The following is an 18938-nucleotide window of genomic DNA, read 5'->3' on the forward strand; positions in this document are numbered from 1 at the left end:
ACCATCCCCCCTTCGGCTATCGGGAAGGACGGCCCACGCCATGCCCGCAGATCTCGCCGTCATCGGACTCGGTCCCTACGGCCTGCCGCTGGCCCAGGCCGCCGTCGCCGCAGGCATCCCCACCATCGGGTACGCCACCGGCCCCGCTGCGGGGTCGCTCAGCCCCGCGGAACTGCGCCGGATGCGCTCCACCGGATTCAGGTTGAGCACCGACCCCGCCCAGCTCGGCCGGGTCCGCACCGCCGTCATCTGCGCGCCCACCCCGCGCGGCGCCGACGGCGAACTCGACCTCGGCCAGGTCGAGGCGGCCGCCCGCGCCCTCGCCGGGCGGTTGCGCCCGCACACCACGGTCATCCTGGAGTCGCCCGTCCTGCCCGGCACCACGGAGGAGCTGCTGCGGCCGGTCCTCGAGCAGGGCTCCGGACTGCGCGCCGGACGCGACTTCCATCTCGCCTACTCCCCCAGCCGGACCGACCCCGGCAGCCGCGAACACACCCCCGCCCCGAGGGTCATCGGCGGGCTCACCCCGGCCTGCACCGAGTCGGCAGCCGCGTTCTACGGGCGGCTCACCGACAAGGTGGTCCGGGCGCGGGGGCTGCGCGAGGCGGAGGCGGTGCGGCTGCTGGAGACCAACTTCCGGCACGTCAACATCGCGCTGGTCAACGAGATGGCCGTCGTCTGCCACGAACTGGGCGTCGACCTGTGGGACGTGATCCGGTGCGCGGAGACCAAGCCGTTCGGCTTCCAGGCGTTCCGGCCGGGACCCGGCGTCGGCGGCCACGGTGTGCCGCAGGACCTCACCGGCCACGCCAGCCGGGGTCTGCGCATGGTGGAGCTGGCCCAGCAGGTCAACGAGCGCATGCCGCACTACGTCGTCCAGCGCGCCGCCGCCCTCCTCAACGAGCACGGCAAGTCCGCCCGCGGCGCCCGCGTCCTCCTCCTCGGCGTCACCTACAAGGCCGACCTCGCCGACCAGCAGAGCACTCCCGCCCACGAGATCGCCGTCCGCCTGATGGAACTCGGCGCCTTTGTCAGCTACCACGACCCCCACATCCCCGCCTGGCACGTCCTGGACCGCCCGGTCCCCCGCGCCGACTCCCTCTACGAGGCCGCCGCCGCCGCAGACCTCACCCTCCTCCTCCAGCCCCACCGCATCTACGACCTCCAGGGCCTGTCGGTGAAGGCCCAGCTCCTGCTGGACACCCGGGGAGTGACCCCGACGGGCGCGGCACACCGCCTCTGAGAGCAGACCGAAGGGCCCGGTCACCGATGAGGTGACCGGGCCCTTGGCGATGCGGGAGGAATCAGCGGCGGTGCTGGCTGTCCGCGACCGTGACCTCGACGCGCTGGAACTCCTTCAGCTCGCTGTAGCCGGTGGTGGCCATGGCGCGGCGGAGGGCCCCGAAGAAGTTCATGGAGCCGTCGGGGGTGCGGGAGGGACCGGTGAGGACCTCCTCCAGGGTGCCGACGGTGCCGAGGTCGACCTTCTGGCCGCGCGGCAGCTCCTCGTTGACCGCCTCCATGCCCCAGTGGTGGCCCTTGCCGGGCGCGTCCGTGGCACGGGCCAGCGGAGAGCCCATCATGACCGCGTCCGCGCCGCAGGCGATCGCCTTGGGCAGGTCGCCGGACCAGCCGACCCCGCCGTCCGCGATCACGTGCACGTACCGGCCGCCGGACTCGTCCATGTAGTCGCGCCGGGCGGCGGCCACGTCGGCGACCGCGGTCGCCATCGGGACCTGGATGCCCAGCACGTTGCGCGTGGTGTGCGCGGCGCCGCCGCCGAAGCCGACCAGCACGCCCGCCGCGCCGGTGCGCATCAGGTGCAGGGCGGCGGTGTACGTGGCGCAGCCGCCGACGATCACCGGCACGTCCAGCTCGTAGATGAACTGCTTCAGGTTCAGCGGCTCGTGCGAGGAGGACACGTGCTCCGCCGACACCGTGGTGCCGCGGATGACGAAGATGTCCACGCCCGCGTCGACGACGGCCTTGGAGAACTCGGCGGTGCGCTGCGGGGAGAGCGCGGCGGCCGTGACCACACCGGCGTCCCGCACCTCCTTGATGCGCTGCCCGATCAGCTCCTCCTTGACCGGAGCCGCGTAGATCTCCTGGAGGCGCCGGGTGGCCGCCTCGGCCGGCAGCTCCGCGATCTCGTCCAGCAGCGGCTGGGGGTCCTCGTGCCGGGTCCACAGGCCCTCGAGGTTGAGGACGCCGAGGCCGCCCATCTCACCGATGCGGATCGCGGTGGCCGGGGAGACGACCGAGTCCATGGGAGCGGCCAGGAACGGCAGCTCGAAGCGGTAGGCGTCGATCTGCCAGGCGATCGAGACCTCCTTCGGGTCCCGCGTACGGCGGCTGGGGACGACCGCGATGTCGTCGAAGGCGTACGCCCGGCGGCCGCGCTTGCCGCGCCCGATCTCGATCTCAGTCACGTCATGCCTTTCCCTGATGCTTACAGCGTCTTCCAGTATCCCCGACCGGGCCGCCGGCGGCCGTCCCGACGAAGCGGAGGGCGGTCCCGGATGCTCCGGGACCGCCCTCGTCAGGACCGGCACACGTGCGTGTGCGTCACTTCTTGCTGCTGTAGTTCGGGGCCTCGACCGTCATCTGGATGTCGTGCGGGTGGCTCTCCTTGAGACCCGCCGAGGTGATCCGGACGAACCGGCCGTTGTCCTGCAGCTCGGGGACGGTACGGCCGCCGACGTAGAACATCGACTGGCGCAGACCGCCGACGAGCTGGTGCACGACGGAGGACAGCGGGCCGCGGTAGGGCACCTGGCCCTCGATGCCCTCCGGGATCAGCGCCTCGTCGGAGGCGACACCCTCCTGGAAGTACCGGTCCTTGGAGAACGACTTGCGGTCGCCGCGGGTCTGCATCGCGCCCAGCGAGCCCATGCCCCGGTAGGACTTGAACTGCTTGCCGTTGATGAACATCAGCTCGCCCGGCGACTCCTCGCAGCCCGCGAGCAGCGAGCCGAGCATCACCGTGTCGGCGCCGGCGACCAGGGCCTTGGCGATGTCGCCGGAGTACTGCAGGCCGCCGTCGCCGATGACCGGGACCCCGGCCTCCTTGGCGGCGAGCGCGGCCTCGTAGATCGCGGTGACCTGCGGGACACCGACGCCGGCGACCACACGCGTGGTGCAGATGGAGCCGGGGCCGACGCCCACCTTGATGCCGTCCGCGCCCGCGTCCACCAGCGCCTGGGCGCCGTCACGGGTGGCGATGTTGCCGCCGATCACGTCGACGCCGGAGGAGTTGGACTTGATCTTGGCGATCATGTCGCCGACCAGCCGGGAGTGACCGTGCGCGGTGTCGACGACGATGAAGTCGGCGCCCGCCTCGATCAGCGCCTGGGCACGCTCGAAGGAGTCACCGGCCACGCCGACCGCCGCGCCGACCAGCAGCCGGCCCTCGGAGTCCTTGGCCGCGTTCGGGTACTGCTCGGCCTTGACGAAGTCCTTGACCGTGATCAGACCCTTGAGCACACCGCGGTCGTCGACCAGCGGCAGCTTCTCGATCTTGTGCTTGCGCAGCAGCTCCATGGCCTCCGGGCCGGAGATGCCGACCTTGCCGGTGACCAGCGGCATCGACGTCATGACCTCGTGGACGCGCCGGGCACGGTCGGTCTCGAAGGCCATGTCGCGGTTGGTGACGATGCCGAGCAGCTTCTTGTCGTTGTCCGTCACCGGCACACCGCTGATCCGGAACCGGGCGCACAGCGCGTCGGCCTCGGCGAGCGTGGCCTCCGGGTGGATGGTGATCGGATCGGTGACCATGCCCGACTCGGACCGCTTCACCAGGTCGACCTGGTTGGCCTGGTCCTGGATGGACAGGTTGCGGTGCAGCACGCCCACGCCGCCCTGACGGGCCATGGCGATCGCCATGCGGGACTCGGTCACCTTGTCCATGGCCGCGGACAGCAGCGGGATGTTGACCCGCACGTTCCGGGAGACGTACGAGGCGGTGTCGATGTCGTCGGGCGCCATGTCCGACGAGCCCGGCAGCAGCAGCACGTCGTCGTAGGTCAGCCCGAGTGTCTGGAATTTACCGGGCACTCCGTCGACGTTGGCAGTCATGACACCTTCCCCAAATGGCCTTGATCGGTGCGGATGTCCATGCTAACGGGAAGCGTCATGAGCAAATTCCACGCTACGGGGGCACTTCAGGCTTCGTATGTTCGTACGAATTTCGGCGTGGGGACGCCGGGGCCTACTGCTCGGCCAGGGCGCGCAGACGGCTGAGCGCGCGATGCTGGGCCACGCGCACCGCACCTGGTGACATTCCCAACATCTGTCCCGTCTCCTCCGCGGTCAGGCCCACGGCGATCCGGAGCAGCAGCAGTTCGCGCTGGTTCTCGGGGAGGTTGGCCAGCAGCTTCTTCGCCCATGCGGCGTCGGAGCTGAGCAGGGCGCGCTCCTCGGGCCCCAGGGAGTCGTCGGGGCGCTCCGGCATCTCGTCCGAGGGGACGGCGGTGGAGCCGGGGTGGCGCATCGCGGCGCGCTGGAGGTCGGCCACCTTGTGGGAGGCGATGGCGAAGACGAACGCCTCGAAGGGGCGCCCGGTGTCGCGGTAGCGCGGCAGGGCCAGCAGCACCGCCACGCAGACCTCCTGGGCGAGGTCCTCCACGAAGTGCCGGGCGTCGCCGGGCAGCCGGGACAGACGGGTGCGGCAGTAGCGCAGCGCGAGGGGGTGGACGTGTGCGAGCAGGTCGTGCGTGGCCTGCTCGTCCCCGTCGACGGCACGGTGCACCAGGGGGCCGATCGGCCCGGGGGCCGTGCCCGCCTCGTCGTCGCGCATCGGTCCATGGTGCCTTGCGGCCGCGCCGTCCGCGGCATCGCGTTCGTGGTTGTGCACCGAAGCGTTATGAGCAGGTGCGCCGGCACTCATCTCCTGCGCCCTCCCCTTCCGCTCGTTTTCCGCTCGCTCGACTTGTCCCCGAGAGACTCCACACCTCAAGGATGCGGCATCCCCACCGAAACGTGGAGCACGCGGTCCCTCGCGGACCGCGGACGGAACCGTTTCCGCCACGGGCGCGCCGGGCGTGGCCGATACGAAGGCGCCTGTGAACAGGGGTGTCTCCGGTGAGGCCGCTCGGCCCCGACCCAGGGTCCGCAGGACCGCGCGGTCGAGGAGCACCTCCGGCCCGCGGGCCCGTACCGCGGCGCCTGCCCGGGGCACCCGGGTGAGCACCGCCACGTGTACGAAGCGCACCGTCGAGGGCCGGACCAGGCCCGGGGCCGGCGGCCCACCGGCCACCCACCACGAGCACGCCCCCGGCAGCGGCGGATGCCGCATCCGTCGCCGGAGCCTGCGGCCGACCGGGCCGACGAGGCCCGCCGGGACCGGCCGGGACACTCGGCACGGTACCGGCCGGGACCGGCACCACCCGGCGCCCGCCCGCAGCGGGCATCACCGCCGGGGCCGGTCTCGCGCGCGCACCCACACCCTCCGGCGCCCGCCAGGAGCCCCGGGGCCGAGGCCGGGCGCAGCGGCCGCGCACGCGTTACCGGACCAGTCCCCAGCGGAAGCCGAGTGCCACCGCGTGGGCGCGGTCGGAGGCGCCGAGCTTCTTGAACAGGCGCCGGGCGTGGGTCTTGACGGTGTCCTCGGAGAGGAACAGCTCACGGCCGATCTCCGCGTTGGAGCGGCCGTGGCTCATGCCCTCCAGCACCTGGATCTCCCGCGCGGTGAGCGTGGGTGCCGCGCCCATCTCGGCCGAGCGCAGCCGGCGCGGGGCGAGGCGCCAGGTCGGGTCGGCGAGGGCCTGCGTCACCGTCGCGCGCAGTTCGGCGCGGGAGGCGTCCTTGTGCAGATAGCCCCGCGCGCCCGCGGCGACCGCGAGGGCGACGCCGTCGAGGTCCTCGGCGACGGTCAGCATGATGATGCGCGCGCCCGGGTCGGCGGACAGCAGGCGGCGCACGGTCTCGACGCCGCCCAGTCCGGGCATGCGTACGTCCATCAGAATGAGGTCGGAGCGGTCGGCGCCCCAGCGGCGGAGGACTTCCTCGCCGTTGGCGGCCGTCGTCACGCGCTCGACGCCGGGTACGGTCGCAACCGCGCGGCGGAGCGCCTCTCGGGCAAGCGGGGAGTCGTCGCAGACGAGGACGGAAGTCATGACCGCCCTCCGGAGCTGATGCGCGTCACCTTGAGCCTCCAGGCTGGTACGGAATCGTCACCTGTGCGGTCGACCGTCTCGGACGCCTGCCCGAGCACTTGTGTTTTCAACCGCCTCCGCACTCTCAACGACGGTCACCCGAAAGAGTTACGGGTCGGCGTACTGACTTCGGCACTCTACGTGAGGGCTCGGACACAGGGCCCGCGGCGCCACGGCCCCACCGACTTTCCGCACAACTTGTGACCCATTTAGTCGCTTTTGGTGCCATTTCTCAGTGTCTGAGGCTAGATTCGCAATGAGTCATATTTTCATCTCCTTAGACCGGAGATGTACGGTCGAAGGCAAGGTATCCGCCCAGAACGGCTACAAGGGGTCACGTAATGGCAGATTTCTCCCGCCTTCCCGGACCGAACGCGGACCTGTGGGACTGGCAGCTGCTGGCTGCCTGCCGAGGCGTGGACAGCTCGCTCTTCTTCCATCCGGAGGGCGAGCGCGGTGCGGCGCGGAGTGCACGTGAGAACTCGGCCAAGGAGGTCTGCATGCGGTGCCCGGTACGGGCGCAGTGCGCGGCCCACGCGATGGCGGTGCGTGAGCCGTACGGCGTGTGGGGCGGGCTGACCGAGGACGAGCGCGAAGAGCTGATGGGCCGGGCGCGCAACCGCCTGGTGTCCACCACAAGCGGGAGCCCCGGCCCCCACGCCTGAAGGAACGTTTCTGCATTCATCAGGGCACGCACCCGCGTGCCCTTGAGCCGTGCTCTGGTGGCGCTTCGCCGATCGGCTCCGGTCCGATTCGACCCGGCGCTTCAGGCGCGCGAAGCGGCCCTGCCGAGCTGTTCCAGTGTGGCGGCGACGGCCGGGACCTGGGCCAGGTCGGGCAGGGTGAGGGCGACGATCTCCCGGTGCACCGCGGGCTCCAGCCGGACCACGCACACCCCCCTGGGCCGTACCGACTCCACCGCGAGCCGGGGCAGTACGGCCACGCCCAGGCCGGCGCCCACCAGGCCGACCACGGCCGGGTAGTCGTCGGTGGCGAAGTCGATGCGGGGGGTGAACCCGGCGCCCTCGCAGACCTGGACGAGCCGGCCCCGGCAGCGCGGGCAGCCCGCGATCCAGGGCTCCTCGGCCAGTTCCCCGATGGCGACGGCCTCGGCGCCCGCGAGCCGGTGCCGTTCGGGGACCAGGGCGACCAGACGGTCCGTCAGCAGCCGTCGTACCACCAGGTCGTCCCACTCCTCGGTGGCGGGAGCGCCCTGGTAGCGGAAGGCGAGGGCCACGTCGCAGTCGCCCTCGCGCAGCAGCCCGACCGACCGGGGCGGCTCGGCCTCCTCCAGAGACACGCGGGTGCCGGGGTGGGCGGCGCGCAGGGCGGCCAGCGCGGTGGGGACCAGGGTGGAGGTCCCGCTGGGGAAGGAGACCAGCCGGACCCGGCCCGCGCGCAGGCCCGCGATGGCGGCGACCTCCTCCTCGGCGGCGGTGAGCCCGGCGAGGATGCCGGAGGCGTGCCTGACCAGGGCTTCTCCGGCCTGGGTCAGCCGCATCTCCCGGCCGCCCCGGACCAGCAGCGGGGTGCCGACGGAGGCTTCGAGCGCCTTCATCTGCTGACTGACGGCGGGCTGGGTGCAGCCCAGCTCACGCCCCGCAGCCGAGAAGGAACCGGTGGCGGCGACGGCGCGCAGGACGCGGAGATGGCGGGCCTCGATCACCCCTTGAGCATAAGGGGTGCTTGGGATCAGGTCCCGAAATCGCGTCGACGCTTTGGGTGGTGATCACGTACCGTGCGCGCATGAGGCTTCTCTCCGTCAATCTGGGGCGACCCCGCGCCGTGCCGTACACCGACCAGGCCGAGGGTCTGACGGGCATCGACAAGCGGCCCGTCGAGGGCCCGGTGCGGGTGGCGGCGCCGGGGCCGAAGGGGGCCGGCGGCAGCGGGCTGGCCGGGGACGCGGTGTGCGAGCTGCGCCATCACGGCGGGGACGACCAGGCGGTGTACGCCTTCGCGCGCGAGGACCTGGACGACTGGGAGCGCGAGCTGGGCCGGTCGCTGGCGAGCGGCTTCTTCGGGGAGAACCTGACCACCGAGGGGCTCGACGTGTCCGGGGCCCTGATCGGGGAGCGCTGGCGGATCGGGTCCGGGGTGGTGCTGGAGGTGACGTCGGGGCGGATCCCGTGCCGTACGTTCCAGGGCCACATGGCCGAGCGGGGCTGGGTGAAGAGGTTCACCCGGAAGGCCGTCACGGGTGCCTACCTGCGGGTGATCGAGCCGGGCGAGATACGGGCGGGGGACGCGGTGGAGATCACGTACCGGCCGGACCACGGGGTGACGGCGGCGACGCAGTTCCGCGCGGTGACCACCGAGCGCCACCTGCTTCCCTCGCTGCTCGCGGCGGGCGACGCGCTGCACGGCGAGACGCTGGCCCTGGTACGCAAGTACCTGGCGGACCAGGCGCGCTGAGCGGCCGTCACGACGGGCCGGGCGCCGTCGGCACGGGTCACTAGGCTTGGGTCATGACAACGGCTCTGATTACGGGATCGACCGCGGGCATCGGCGCCGCGTTCGCACGACGGCTGGCGGCGGACGGGCACGACCTGGTGCTGGTGGCGCGCGACACGGCGCGGCTGCGCGAGCAGGCGACCGAGTTGCACGACCGGCACGGCATCGAGGCGGAGGTGCTGACCGCCGACCTCGCCGAGGACAAGGGCATCGAGGCGGTGGCCGAGCGGCTCGGTGACCGCAGGCACCCGGTCGACCTGCTGGTCAACAACGCCGGCTTCGGCAACAAGGGCCGCTATCTCGACGTCTCCATGGCCGACGAGCTGCGGATGCTCAAGGTCCACTGCGAGGCGGTACTGCGGCTGACCTCGGCGGCGACCGAGGCGATGCGCGAGCGCGGCCGGGGCGGCGTGGTGAACGTCGCCTCCGTGGCGGCCTTCGTCCCGCGCGGCACGTACGGCGCCTCCAAGGCGTGGGTCGTGCAGTTCACCCAGGGCGCGGCGAAGGACCTCGCGGGCAGCGGGGTCCGGCTGATGGCCCTGTGCCCCGGCTTCGTCCGCACCGAGTTCCACGAGCGGGCCGGCATGGGCACGGACAGCATCCCCGGCTGGATGTGGCTGGACGCCGACAAACTCGTCGCCGAGGCCCTCGACGACCTCGCCCGCAACAAGACCGTCTCCATCCCCGACCCCCGCTACAAGGCCCTCATGGGCCTGGCGAAGATCGCCCCCCGGGGTCTGCTGGGCGGAATCAGCGCCCGCACGGGACGCAAGTACGGGCCGAAGTGACGTTCCCCCCTTGGACGTGGGTGACTTCAGGGGCCGGGCGGTGAGCCCGGGCGGGCGGGTCGATGAGGGAGCTGCCGGGGCGGGGGCGGCAGCGGCAGGCTGAGGGAGTCAGGACGTACCGGGCGGCCCGACCACGAGGCGTCCGGGCCTGCTGCGGGAGCCGTCCGGTCGGTCGGCAAGGACTGCCTGGGCTCGTTCGTGGTGGGCCGGCGGGTGCTGCGGCACCATGTGGCGGTCGTGCGCCCCACCGACGCCGGACGGCCGCACGGTGGAGTCGGTGGACCGGGCGACGGAGTGGGAGGTGCTGGACGGGCTTTTCCCGAAGGGCCTTCGGACGGCTCCCGCCCCGTCGTGCAGGCCTGCACCCGTGAGGCTAGCCGTCATATCTGACGATCTCCTGGCCCGGGCCGGCGACGAGGACCGAGTGACCGACGCGTCCGCACCTGGCTGCTCGCCGAGGGCTGGACGCCGGTCGAGCCCGCGGACCGCTGGACCGGCCTCGAAGCGGTGCGCGCCGAGGAGCGGCTGATCTGCGAGGCCAAGGGCCGTACCAGTGCGTCCTGGAACGCACGGTGCCCGGCACCCCCGAAGGGGTGCCGGGCACCGTGGCTCAGCTCAGCGGAGGCTCAGCGCAGCGCTCAGTGGGAGTGACCGTGGCCGTGGCCGTGGCCGGCGGCGGCCTCTTCCTCTTCCTTCTTCTCGACGACCAGGGTCTCGGTCGTGAGGAGGAGGGAGGCGATGGAGGCGGCGTTCTCCAGGGCGGAGCGGGTGACCTTGACCGGGTCGATGACGCCGGCCTTGACCAGGTCGCCGTACTCGCCGGTGGCCGCGTTGTAGCCCTGGCCCTTCTCCATGTCCTTGACCTTGGAGACGATGACGTAGCCCTCCTGGCCGGCGTTTTCGCCGATCCAGCGCAGCGGCTCGACGACCGCGTTGCGGACGACGCTCACGCCGGTGGCCTCGTCGCCGGTCTTGCCCAGACCGTCCTGCAGGACCTTCGCGGAGTGGACCAGCGCGGAGCCACCACCGGAGACGATGCCCTCCTCGACCGCGGCGCGGGTCGCGGAGATGGCGTCCTCCAGACGGTGCTTCTTCTCCTTCAGCTCCACCTCGGTGGCGGCGCCGACCTTGATCACGCACACGCCGCCGGCCAGCTTGGCGAGGCGCTCCTGGAGCTTCTCGCGGTCCCAGTCGGAGTCGGTGTTCTCGATCTCGGCCTTGATCTGCGCGACGCGGCCCGTCAGGTCGGCCGCGTTGCCGCCGCCCTCGACGATCGTGGTGTCGTCCTTGGTGACGGTCACGCGGCGGGCGGTGCCGAGCACGTCGAGACCGGCCTGGTCGAGCTTGAGGCCGACCTCCTCGGAGATGACGGTGGCGCCGGTGAGGACGGCCATGTCCTGCAGCATCGCCTTGCGGCGGTCGCCGAAGCCGGGGGCCTTCACCGCGACGGCGTTGAAGGTGCCGCGGATCTTGTTGACCACCAGGGTCGACAGGGCCTCGCCCTCGACGTCCTCGGCGATGATCAGCAGCGGCTTCGAGGCGTTGGTCTGGATGACCTTCTCGAGCAGCGGGAGCAGCTCGGTGATCGAGGCGATCTTGCCCTGGTTGATCAGGATGTACGGGTCGTCGAGGACGGCCTCCATACGCTCCTGGTCGGTGACGAAGTACGGGGACAGGTAGCCCTTGTCGAAGGCCATGCCCTCGGTGAAGTCCAGCTCCAGACCGAAGGTGTTGGACTCCTCGACGGTGATGACACCGTCCTTGCCGACCTTGTCCATGGCCTCGGCGATCAGCTCGCCGACCTGCTGGTCCTGGGCGGACAGCGCGGCGACGGCGGCGATGTCGGACTTCTCGTCGATCGGGCGCGCGGAGGCGAGCAGGTCCTCGGAGACGGCCTTGACGGCGGCGTCGATGCCCTTCTTCAGGGCGGCCGGGGACGCGCCGGCGGCGACGTTCTTCAGGCCCTCGCGGACCAGGGCCTGGGCGAGCACGGTGGCGGTGGTGGTGCCGTCACCCGCGATGTCGTTGGTCTTGGTCGCCACCTCCTTCACGAGCTGGGCGCCGAGGTTCTCGAACGGGTCCTCGATCTCGACCTCACGGGCGATCGTGACACCGTCGTTGGTGATGGTCGGCGCACCGAACTTCTTGTCGATGACGACGTTGCGGCCGCGGGGGCCGATCGTCACCTTCACCGTGTCGGCCAGCTTGTTGACGCCGCGCTCAAGGGCGCGACGGGCGTCCTCGTCGAACTTCAGTGTCTTCGCCATGACAGCGGGAGCCCTCTCGGAAATTCTTGGTGGATGTGCCTGCGCCCCCGGCCGCCCGGCTTCTTGACGGTCGCGGGAACCAGGGGCGCAGTGGTAAAGCAGATGCTTCGGGGTGAACTACTTCTCGATGACCGCGAGAACGTCGCGGGCCGAGAGGACGAGGTACTCGTCGCCGTTGTACTTCACCTCGGTGCCGCCGTACTTGCTGTACAGCACGATGTCGCCGACCTTGACGTCGAGCGGCAGGCGCTCGCCGTTCTCGAAGCGGCCCGGACCGACGGCGAGGACGGCGCCCTCCTGGGGCTTCTCCTTCGCGGTGTCCGGGATGACCAGGCCAGAGGCCGTGGTCTGCTCGGCGTCCAGCGGCTGGACCACGATGCGGTCCTCGAGCGGCTTGATGGCAACCTTGGAGCTGGCGGTCGTCACGATCCGACCTCCCCCTTCTGAGAATTCACGGGGTTGACTGTCTGAGGTGGCGACCAGGTCGATCCGTCGTCGCGGGTGCCGGACCTGCCCGTCGCTTTGTTGGCACTCTCGTGTGGCGAGTGCCAGAGCCGAGACTATGACCGGGGTTAGCACTCGGTCAAGCGGAGTGCCAATTGCAGTGCGGCGCGTCGGCGTCCGGCACGTCTTCGGGGTGACCGTGCCGCGGGGACGCGCGCCGCGCCGGAGGCGGGAATGTCCGGGGTGCCCGGGGTCTTTCGTCTGGATCGGGCCGGACCCCGCGGGCCCGGCGTGATCCAGACGAAAGACCCTAGAGGTAGTCCGTCAGCTTTCCGGCCGTCAGGCCCCTTGCCTGGGCCTCTCTCAGCACACGTGCCGTACGCCCCGCCAGGCCGCCCCGGCGGTCCGGGGTGACGCGGACGATGTCGCCGGGGGTCAGGTGTCCGGGGGCGCCCCGGAAGACGAGGCCCCGGCGGCTGGTCTCGGCGCGCCAGTGGACGAGGGCGGTGACCCCGCAGGCGGCGGCCGCGCGCAGGGTGGCGGGGTCGTACGCGGTGGCGTGCGCGCGCAGCAGCCGGGCGTGGGCGGTGCACGGCCCGCGCCGTTCGCGGGCGCGGGGGAGGACGGTGACCGGCAGGCGCAGTTCGCCGACGAGCGCCGCCAGGCTCCGGTCCTGTGCGACCGGCACGTCGTAGGTGAGGAAGACGACCCGGTCGGCCGTGGCCACGTGGTCCCACACGCGGGTCCCCGCACGCCGGGAGAGGGGGCGGCCCGCATGGCGGGGCGGGGCGGCGAGAGGGGCCGCCAGACCCCAGTGGCGGTAGGCGACTTCGGAGACCGGCACCGGGTGGCGGACGCCCTGCGCGGCCTTCTTGCCGAGTCGCTCGATGGGGTCGACCGACTGGGCGCAGCCGGCGAGCAGCAGGGCGGCCGAGGCGAGCGCGACGGCCCGTACCGCGCGGACGGCCGGCCGCGCCCCGCGCCTCACAGGTAGTCCTCCAGGCGTGCCACGGCGTATCCCTCGCGGGTGACCTTGTCGAGGAAGCGGCGCATGTCGTCGACCATCGTGCCGTCCCACTCGTCGGTGCCCCGGAAGTGGGTGAGGACGATGTCGCCCTTGCGTAGTTTCCTGTCGTCCTCGCGGTACTCCCAGTGGTCGACGAAGACCTCCTCGTTCCAGATCGGCGCGTACTTGATGCCGCAGGACTTGGCGGCGCGCAGGGTGTCCTGGTTGTAGTCGCCGTAGGGCGGCCGCAGGACCTCGGGGCGCTTGCCGTACTGCTTCACCATGATGTCCTGCATGCCGCAGATCTCCCGGCGCTGCTGCTCGTAGGAGAGGCCGGGCAGATACGGGTGCGTCAGGGTGTGGTTGTCGAGCGTGTTGCCGTACGCCTGGCTCTCGCGGAAGTAGCCGTAGTCGTCCTTCACCAGGTAGTCGCTGAGGAAGGCGGTGTACGGGACCTTCAGCTCCCGCATCATCTGGTGGAACCGGGGGTCCTTCTCGGCCCCGTCGTCGATGGTGAGGAAGACGATCTTCTTGTCGGTGGGGACGGTGGTGAAGACCGGGGGGAGGTTCTCGTCCTCCTGGTGGTTCACCTCGAAGCCCGCGCGGGCGGTGATCCTCGGTTTCACCTTCGGCGGGGCCGGGGCCGTGAGCGGGACCTGTTCGAGCCGCCACTTGCGGGCCGCCGCCACCATGCGGCGCTGCTCCGCGAGGCGGGCCGAGGCGGCGTCGGGGGCCTTGGCGGGGCCGCCCTGTCCGGCGGGGGCGGAGCCGGGGCCGGAGCAGCCGGCGAGTACGGCGGCGGTGGTCAGCGCGGCGACGGAGCTGCGCACGGCAAGCGTCCGGGAACTTGCCCGGTATTTATAATTTTGTCCTACGTGTCGCATGGTGTCGGATCCTGGCAGCCCGCGGCCCGGATCCCGGCCCGACACCGCCGCCGGGGGCGCGCGGTCCACCGGGTGGCCCACAATGAGCCGGTGAACGACCAGCTCTCCGCCCTCCAGGGATTCCACGCGCTGCGCACCGACGAGGGCCGGGCCCTCCTCGACGAGGTGCGCGGCACCGCGCCGGCCGACGAACTCGCCGTGGCCACCCGGCTGCGCCGCACCCACCCGGCGGGGCTGGTGTCGGCCGCGCTCGGCCAGGCCCGGCTGCGGCAGCGGGCGGAGGCCAAGTTCGGGGCCGAGGACGCGCGGCGGATGTTCTTCACGCCGAACGGGGTCGAGCAGTCGACGCGGGCGGGCGTGGCCGCGTACCGCGCGGAGCGGATGCGGGCGCTCGGCGTCTCCTCGGTGGCCGACCTGTGCTGCGGGATCGGCGGCGACGCGCTCGCGCTGGCCCGCGCGGGCATCCGGGTGCTCGCGGTGGACCGGGACCCGCTGACCGCGGCCGTCGCGCGGGCCAACGCCGAGGTGCTGGGGCTCGCCGACCTGATCGAGGTGCGCGAGGCCGACGTCACCGAGGTGGACACCGCCGGGTGGGACGCGGTGTTCGTGGACCCCGCGCGGCGCGGCGGACGCGGCCGCGTCTTCGACCCGGAGGCGTACTCGCCGCCCCTGTCCTGGGCCGTGGCCACCGCGCTCGCCGCGCCTCGGGCCGCCCTGAAGATCGCACCCGGCATCCCGCACGAGGCGGTCCCCGCCGAGGCGGAGGCCGAGTGGATCTCGCACGCCGGAGACGTGAAGGAGGCCGTCCTCTGGTTCGGCACCGAGGCGCCGGGCGGTGTCCGTGCCACCCTCCTCCCCGGCCCGCGCATCCTCCGGGGCCGGGGCCTGCCCGACCCGGCGGTCCGCCCGCCCGGCCGGTACCTGTACGAGCCGGACGGGGCGGTGATCCGGGCCCATCTGGTCGCGGAGGTCGCCGAGGAGCTTCAGGGCGGTCTGCTGGACGAGACGATCGCCTACGTCACCGCCGACGAGTTCCGCCCGACCCCGTACGCCACCGCCTACGAGATCACCGACCGGATGCCCTTCAACGTCAAGAAGCTGAAGGCGCTGCTGCGGGAGCGCGGGGTCGGCAACCTGACCGTGAAGAAGCGCGGCTCGGCGGTGGAGCCGGAGGAGCTCCGGCGGAAGGTCAAGCCGCAGGGCCCCCACGCCGCGACCGTGTTCATGACCCGCGTGGCGGGAGCGCCGACGATGCTGATCGGGCACCCGGCCTGATCCGGAGGAGGGGCCCTGGCGGCCCCGGTGGGGCGAGCGGACGGGGAACGGCGAAGGCCGCTCCGGTCAGAACCGGAGCGGCCTTCGTACTGGAGCGCTGGGCAGGGATTGCACCTGCATTTCCCCGCAGGAAGCGGGGCGTCTTGACTTGGACCACCAACGCGCGGCGTTCGTACCGGAGTTGTTCCGGCCGTTCGCTGTGTGATGATCATAGCGCGTGATCGCGGAGGTGCGCCACCCGAGCCGTGCCAGGCCCCTCGGGCCCCTCAGTCGTCGACGCGCTCGAACCGCCAGCGGTGCACCGGCCGCGACACCAGCTCCGCGTCCGGCGCCGGGAGTTCCGGCACGTCCGCGTCGTAGGCCGCGTCCCACCAGGTGATGACCAGCACCCGGTCGCCCGGCGCGCGGAAGGTCTCGCGGCGCAGTGGGCTCTTGTCGAGCCGCTGGGCGCGGGCCCAGGCGAGGAGTTCCCCGCCCCGGCCCTCGGCGGCCTTCGCCTCCCACATCAGGGCGACGCTCACGAGTACAGGTTCTCCTTGCTGACCTCGTGCACGTGGTCGTGGCTGTGCCCGTTGCCGGGCACGTGCGGGTCGGTGACCGGCAGCGAGGAGTCGGCGGACAGGTCCCAGTCGGAGGCGGACCGGTTGCGGGCGACCATCTCGGCGCCGAGCGCGGCCACCATCGCACCGTTGTCCGTGCACAGCTTGGGGCGCGGCACGCGCAGCCGGATGCCGGCCGCCTCGCAGCGCTCCTGCGCCAGTGCCCGCAGCCGGGAGTTGGCCGCGACACCTCCGCCGATCATCAGGTGGTCCACGCCCTCGTCCTTGCAGGCGCGCACCGCCTTGCGGGTCAGCACGTCCACCACGGCCTCCTGGAAGGACGCCGCCACGTCCCGCACCGGCACCTCCTCGCCCGCCGCGCGCCTGGCCTCGATCCAGCGGGCCACGGCGGTCTTCAGGCCGGAGAAGGAGAAGTCGTAGGCGGGGTCGCGGGGGCCGCTCAGACCGCGCGGGAAGGCGATGGCCGCCGGGTCGCCCTCGCGGGCGTAGCGGTCGATGACCGGGCCGCCGGGGAAGCCCAGGTTCAGCACGCGGGCGATCTTGTCGAACGCCTCTCCGGCCGCGTCGTCGATGGTCGCGCCCATCGGCCGCACGTCGGAGGTGATGTCCGAGGAGAGCAGCAGCGAGGAGTGGCCGCCGGAGACCAGCAGGGCCATGGTCGGCTCGGGCAGCGGGCCGTGCTCCAGCTGGTCCACGCAGATGTGCGAGGCGAGGTGATTCACGCCGTAGAGCGGCTTGCCGAGGGCGTAGGCGTACGCCTTGGCGGCGGAGACGCCGACCAGGAGGGCGCCCGCGAGGCCGGGGCCGGCCGTCACCGCGATTCCGTCGAGGTCGCGGGCGGTGACGCCCGCCTCCTTCAGGGCGCGGTCGATGGTCGGGACCATCGCCTCCAGGTGCGCGCGGGACGCGACCTCGGGCACGACACCGCCGAAGCGGGCGTGCTCGTCGACGCTGGAGGCGACGGCGTCCGCCAGCAGGGTGGTGCCGCGGACGATGCCGACGCCGGTCTCGTCGCAGGAGGTCTCGATGCCGAGGACGAGGGGTTCGTCAGCCATTGATCTCGGTTCCTTGTACGTCTTCCAGGGAGGAAGAGGGGTCGGTCAGGCGCATCACCAGGGCGTCCACGTTGCCCGGCTGGTAGTAGCCGCGCCGGAACCCGATGGGGGCGAAGCCGAAGCGCTCGTAGAGCTTCTGGGCACGGGTGTTGTCCACCCGGCACTCCAGCATCACCTCGGCGCACTCGAAGGCGGTCGCGGCCCGCAGCAGCTCGGTCAGCAGCCGGGCGCCGAGGCCGGTGCCCTGCTGGTCACGGGCGACGGCGATGGTCTGGACGTCGCCCAGGTCGCCGGAGGAGGCGAGTCCGGCGTACCCGACGAGCCGGCCGCCGTCCTCGGCGACGAGGTAGCGGCGGGTGGCGCCGTCCCCGCGGGCGTGGGCCAGCTCGGACCAGAACATGCCCCTCGACCACGCGTCCTCGGGGAACAGGTCCTTCTCCAGCTCCAGGACGGGGTCGATGTCCCACCAGCGCATCTCGCGCAGCGTCGCCGTCACTTGGGGGTGACCACCTTGTAGTTCTTCGGCACCTGGGCGTCGGGCCTGCGCAGGTACAGTGGGCGGGGCTCGTCCAGCTCCTCCCCGGCGGCCAGTCTCGCGGCGGCCAGCGAGGCGAGCGCGGCGGCGGACACGTGCTCCGGCTCGTGCACGTCGGGGAAGGTGTCCGGGTAGAGCAGCGCGCCCGCGCCCACGGCGGGCATCGCCGCGACCCGCTCGGCGATGTCGGCCGGGCGGTCCACGGCCGGACCGGTGAGCCGGGTGCGGGAGTCGGCGTACGTCGCCCAGTAGACCTCCTTGCGCCGGGCGTCGGTCGCCACGGCGAAGGGGCCCTCGGGGATGTCGGCCGCGTAGGCCAGGCCGTCCAGGGTGCACACGCCGTGCACGGGGACGCCGAGGGCGAGCCCGAAGGTGTCGGCGGTCATCAGGCCGACCCGCAGCCCGGTGTAGGGGCCGGGCCCGGTGCCGACGACGATGCCGGTCACGGCGTCCAGCCCGACCCCGGCGGCGGCGAGCACACGGTCCACGGCGGGCAGCAGCAGCTCCCCGTGACGGCGGGCGTCCACCTGGCTCGACGAGGCGACGACGTCCGTCCCGTCGTGCAGGGCGACGGTGACGGCGGGGGTGGCGGTATCCAGAGCGAGCAGAAGCACGCGAACAGCCTACGGCGCCGACGGCTCGCGCACGCCCGTCCCGGTCGGACCGTCACTGACTGCTACGGTCTGTACGAACCGAGAGAAAATCCGCATATCCCGCTAACCGTACGGATCGGCACGGATACGAGGCAGAGGTGGCACACGTGGCAGGGACCAGCTCGGGGATCGTGGCCGGACTCGTCGCGGTGTCCGTCGGCACCGTCGGCCTCCTGGCCTACCAGGCCGACGCGACCGTCCCGGCGAGCCTGCGCGGCCCCTCGGCGAGCGCTTCCCCCTCGGTGGCCGCCACCAAGGCCCCGCGCGACCGCCGCCACCCCACCGCCCTGCCGGCCGACTCGGGCAAGGGCGAGCGGGTCGTGTACTCGGTCGACGACGACCGCGTCTGGCTGGTGGACGGCCGCGGGCGCGTCACCCGCACCTTCGGTGTCCGCCCCGGCGGCGTCGACCCGGCCCCCGGCTCCTACTGGGTGACCTCCCGCTCCAACGCCATCACCGGCAGCGACGGCCTCCCGGTCGAACACGTGGTCCGCTTCACCCAGGTCGACGGCGTCACGGTCGGCTTCAGCGCCGCCACCCGCGACCAGGCCCCCGAACCCGGCTCCCCCCGCACCGGCGCCGTCCGCGAGACCCGCCCCGACGGCGAGGCGATGTGGCGGTTCGCCACGATCGGGGTGCCGGTCGTGGTGATCCGCTGAGGCGTGCGCGGGTCAGGCCGCCTCGCGGTGGGCCGGCGTGTGTCCAGCCGGGGGCGGGGGCGGGGTGGAGATCGCTCTGGCCGCCGCGCACGAGGCCAGGAGGGCGCGCATGGGGGGCTGGTGGGCGGGCTCGGGGCGGGCCGGGGGACGCGAAGCGGGCATGGCGCCTCCTGAGCTGCGGGAGCGGTCGTGGTAAGGCATGCCTA

General features: G+C 72.4%; 20 protein-coding genes. 6 read left to right on the top strand and 14 right to left on the bottom strand.

All coding sequences use genetic code 11. The features are described from left to right. Nucleotides 1–40 precede the first annotated feature (40 nt). Entirely contained in the window at nucleotides 41–1243 is a 1203-nt protein-coding gene (locus tag ACWCV3_RS03450; protein WP_451217731.1) for a nucleotide sugar dehydrogenase, read from the top strand. Nucleotides 1244–1304: 61 nt separating this feature from the next. Here the strand turns inward: ACWCV3_RS03450 and ACWCV3_RS03455 are convergent, their stop codons facing one another. From ACWCV3_RS03455 to ACWCV3_RS03470, 4 genes are all read right to left on the bottom strand, one after another. Further along, nucleotides 1305–2429, bottom strand: coding sequence for a GuaB3 family IMP dehydrogenase-related protein (locus ACWCV3_RS03455; protein ID WP_030811813.1), 1125 nt, complete (start codon nucleotides 2427–2429; stop codon nucleotides 1305–1307). Between the two features lie 136 nt (nucleotides 2430–2565). Beyond that, nucleotides 2566–4074 carry an IMP dehydrogenase gene (gene guaB / locus ACWCV3_RS03460; protein ID WP_451217734.1) on the bottom strand — a complete coding sequence of 503 codons (1509 nt, stop codon included), beginning with the start codon at nucleotides 4072–4074 and terminating at the stop codon, nucleotides 2566–2568. Nucleotides 4075–4207: 133 nt separating this feature from the next. Next, nucleotides 4208–4795, bottom strand: coding sequence for a sigma-70 family RNA polymerase sigma factor (locus tag ACWCV3_RS03465; protein ID WP_030811807.1), 588 nt, complete (start codon nucleotides 4793–4795; stop codon nucleotides 4208–4210). 706 nt (nucleotides 4796–5501) lie between these two features. Then, complete coding sequence (locus tag ACWCV3_RS03470) at nucleotides 5502–6113, bottom strand: response regulator transcription factor (RefSeq protein ID WP_003948568.1); 612 nt, start codon at nucleotides 6111–6113, stop codon at nucleotides 5502–5504. 380 nt (nucleotides 6114–6493) lie between these two features. Between ACWCV3_RS03470 and ACWCV3_RS03475 the strand changes: the two genes are divergently transcribed. Continuing rightward, complete coding sequence (locus ACWCV3_RS03475; protein ID WP_451217738.1) at nucleotides 6494–6817, top strand: WhiB family transcriptional regulator; 324 nt, start codon at nucleotides 6494–6496, stop codon at nucleotides 6815–6817. 101 nt (nucleotides 6818–6918) lie between these two features. On the opposite strand, the gene ACWCV3_RS03480 is transcribed toward ACWCV3_RS03475, so the two are convergent. After that, a complete protein-coding gene (locus ACWCV3_RS03480) occupies nucleotides 6919–7818 on the bottom strand; it encodes a LysR family transcriptional regulator (protein WP_451217741.1) in 900 nt (299 codons plus the stop codon). A gap of 80 nt (nucleotides 7819–7898) precedes the next feature. On the opposite strand from ACWCV3_RS03480, the gene ACWCV3_RS03485 reads away from it, so the two are divergent. Beyond that, nucleotides 7899–8567, top strand: a complete 669-nt coding sequence (locus ACWCV3_RS03485) for an MOSC domain-containing protein (protein WP_451217744.1) — start codon at nucleotides 7899–7901, stop codon at nucleotides 8565–8567. Between the two features lie 53 nt (nucleotides 8568–8620). Beyond that, nucleotides 8621–9394 (top strand): SDR family NAD(P)-dependent oxidoreductase, encoded by a 774-nt coding sequence (locus ACWCV3_RS03490; protein ID WP_451217747.1) that lies wholly within the window; start codon nucleotides 8621–8623, stop codon nucleotides 9392–9394. Between the two features lie 638 nt (nucleotides 9395–10032). Here ACWCV3_RS03490 and groL read toward each other — a convergent pair. The 4 genes from groL to ACWCV3_RS03510 all read right to left on the bottom strand — a co-directional run bounded on the left by groL (nucleotide 10033) and on the right by ACWCV3_RS03510 (nucleotide 13995). Further along, on the bottom strand, nucleotides 10033–11661 hold the full coding sequence (gene groL / locus ACWCV3_RS03495) for a chaperonin GroEL (RefSeq protein WP_451217750.1): 1629 nt from the start codon (nucleotides 11659–11661) through the stop codon (nucleotides 10033–10035). A gap of 117 nt (nucleotides 11662–11778) precedes the next feature. After that, on the bottom strand, nucleotides 11779–12087 hold the full coding sequence (groES, locus tag ACWCV3_RS03500; RefSeq protein WP_135783711.1) for a co-chaperone GroES: 309 nt from the start codon (nucleotides 12085–12087) through the stop codon (nucleotides 11779–11781). 328 nt (nucleotides 12088–12415) lie between these two features. Further along, the gene (locus ACWCV3_RS03505) at nucleotides 12416–13093 is read right to left on the bottom strand and encodes a hypothetical protein (protein WP_451217753.1); all 678 of its coding nucleotides are present in this window, start codon (nucleotides 13091–13093) and stop codon (nucleotides 12416–12418) included. After that, nucleotides 13090–13995, bottom strand: coding sequence for a polysaccharide deacetylase family protein (locus tag ACWCV3_RS03510; RefSeq protein ID WP_451217756.1), 906 nt, complete (start codon nucleotides 13993–13995; stop codon nucleotides 13090–13092). Before ACWCV3_RS03510 ends, ACWCV3_RS03505 begins: the two co-directional genes overlap by 4 nt. Before the next feature lie 90 nt (nucleotides 13996–14085). Between ACWCV3_RS03510 and ACWCV3_RS03515 the strand changes: the two genes are divergently transcribed. Beyond that, nucleotides 14086–15270, top strand: a complete 1185-nt coding sequence (locus ACWCV3_RS03515; RefSeq protein WP_451217759.1) for a class I SAM-dependent methyltransferase — start codon at nucleotides 14086–14088, stop codon at nucleotides 15268–15270. 266 nt (nucleotides 15271–15536) lie between these two features. Here the strand turns inward: ACWCV3_RS03515 and ACWCV3_RS03520 are convergent, their stop codons facing one another. From ACWCV3_RS03520 to tsaB, 4 genes are read right to left on the bottom strand one after another with little or no spacing between them, the layout of a single operon-like run. Next, on the bottom strand, nucleotides 15537–15791 hold the full coding sequence (locus ACWCV3_RS03520; protein WP_451217762.1) for a hypothetical protein: 255 nt from the start codon (nucleotides 15789–15791) through the stop codon (nucleotides 15537–15539). Beyond that, nucleotides 15788–16885: a tRNA (adenosine(37)-N6)-threonylcarbamoyltransferase complex transferase subunit TsaD gene (gene tsaD / locus ACWCV3_RS03525; RefSeq protein WP_451217765.1), complete on the bottom strand. Its 1098-nt coding sequence runs from the start codon at nucleotides 16883–16885 to the stop codon at nucleotides 15788–15790. The genes ACWCV3_RS03520 and tsaD overlap by 4 nt, the downstream gene beginning before the upstream one ends. Then, nucleotides 16878–17360 carry a ribosomal protein S18-alanine N-acetyltransferase gene (gene rimI, locus ACWCV3_RS03530; RefSeq protein ID WP_451218228.1) on the bottom strand — a complete coding sequence of 161 codons (483 nt, stop codon included), beginning with the start codon at nucleotides 17358–17360 and terminating at the stop codon, nucleotides 16878–16880. The genes tsaD and rimI overlap by 8 nt, the downstream gene beginning before the upstream one ends. 17 nt (nucleotides 17361–17377) lie before the next feature. Beyond that, nucleotides 17378–18034, bottom strand: a complete 657-nt coding sequence (gene tsaB / locus ACWCV3_RS03535; RefSeq protein ID WP_451217768.1) for a tRNA (adenosine(37)-N6)-threonylcarbamoyltransferase complex dimerization subunit type 1 TsaB — start codon at nucleotides 18032–18034, stop codon at nucleotides 17378–17380. A 146-nt stretch (nucleotides 18035–18180) separates the two neighbouring features. Between tsaB and ACWCV3_RS03540 the strand changes: the two genes are divergently transcribed. Next, nucleotides 18181–18732, top strand: a complete 552-nt coding sequence (locus ACWCV3_RS03540) for a hypothetical protein (RefSeq protein WP_451217771.1) — start codon at nucleotides 18181–18183, stop codon at nucleotides 18730–18732. Nucleotides 18733–18744: 12 nt separating this feature from the next. Here the strand turns inward: ACWCV3_RS03540 and ACWCV3_RS03545 are convergent, their stop codons facing one another. Beyond that, entirely contained in the window at nucleotides 18745–18894 is a 150-nt protein-coding gene (locus tag ACWCV3_RS03545; protein WP_451217774.1) for a hypothetical protein, read from the bottom strand. Between the last annotated feature and the right edge of the window lie 44 nt (nucleotides 18895–18938).

This window comes from Streptomyces sp. NPDC001781, assembly GCF_053596035.1.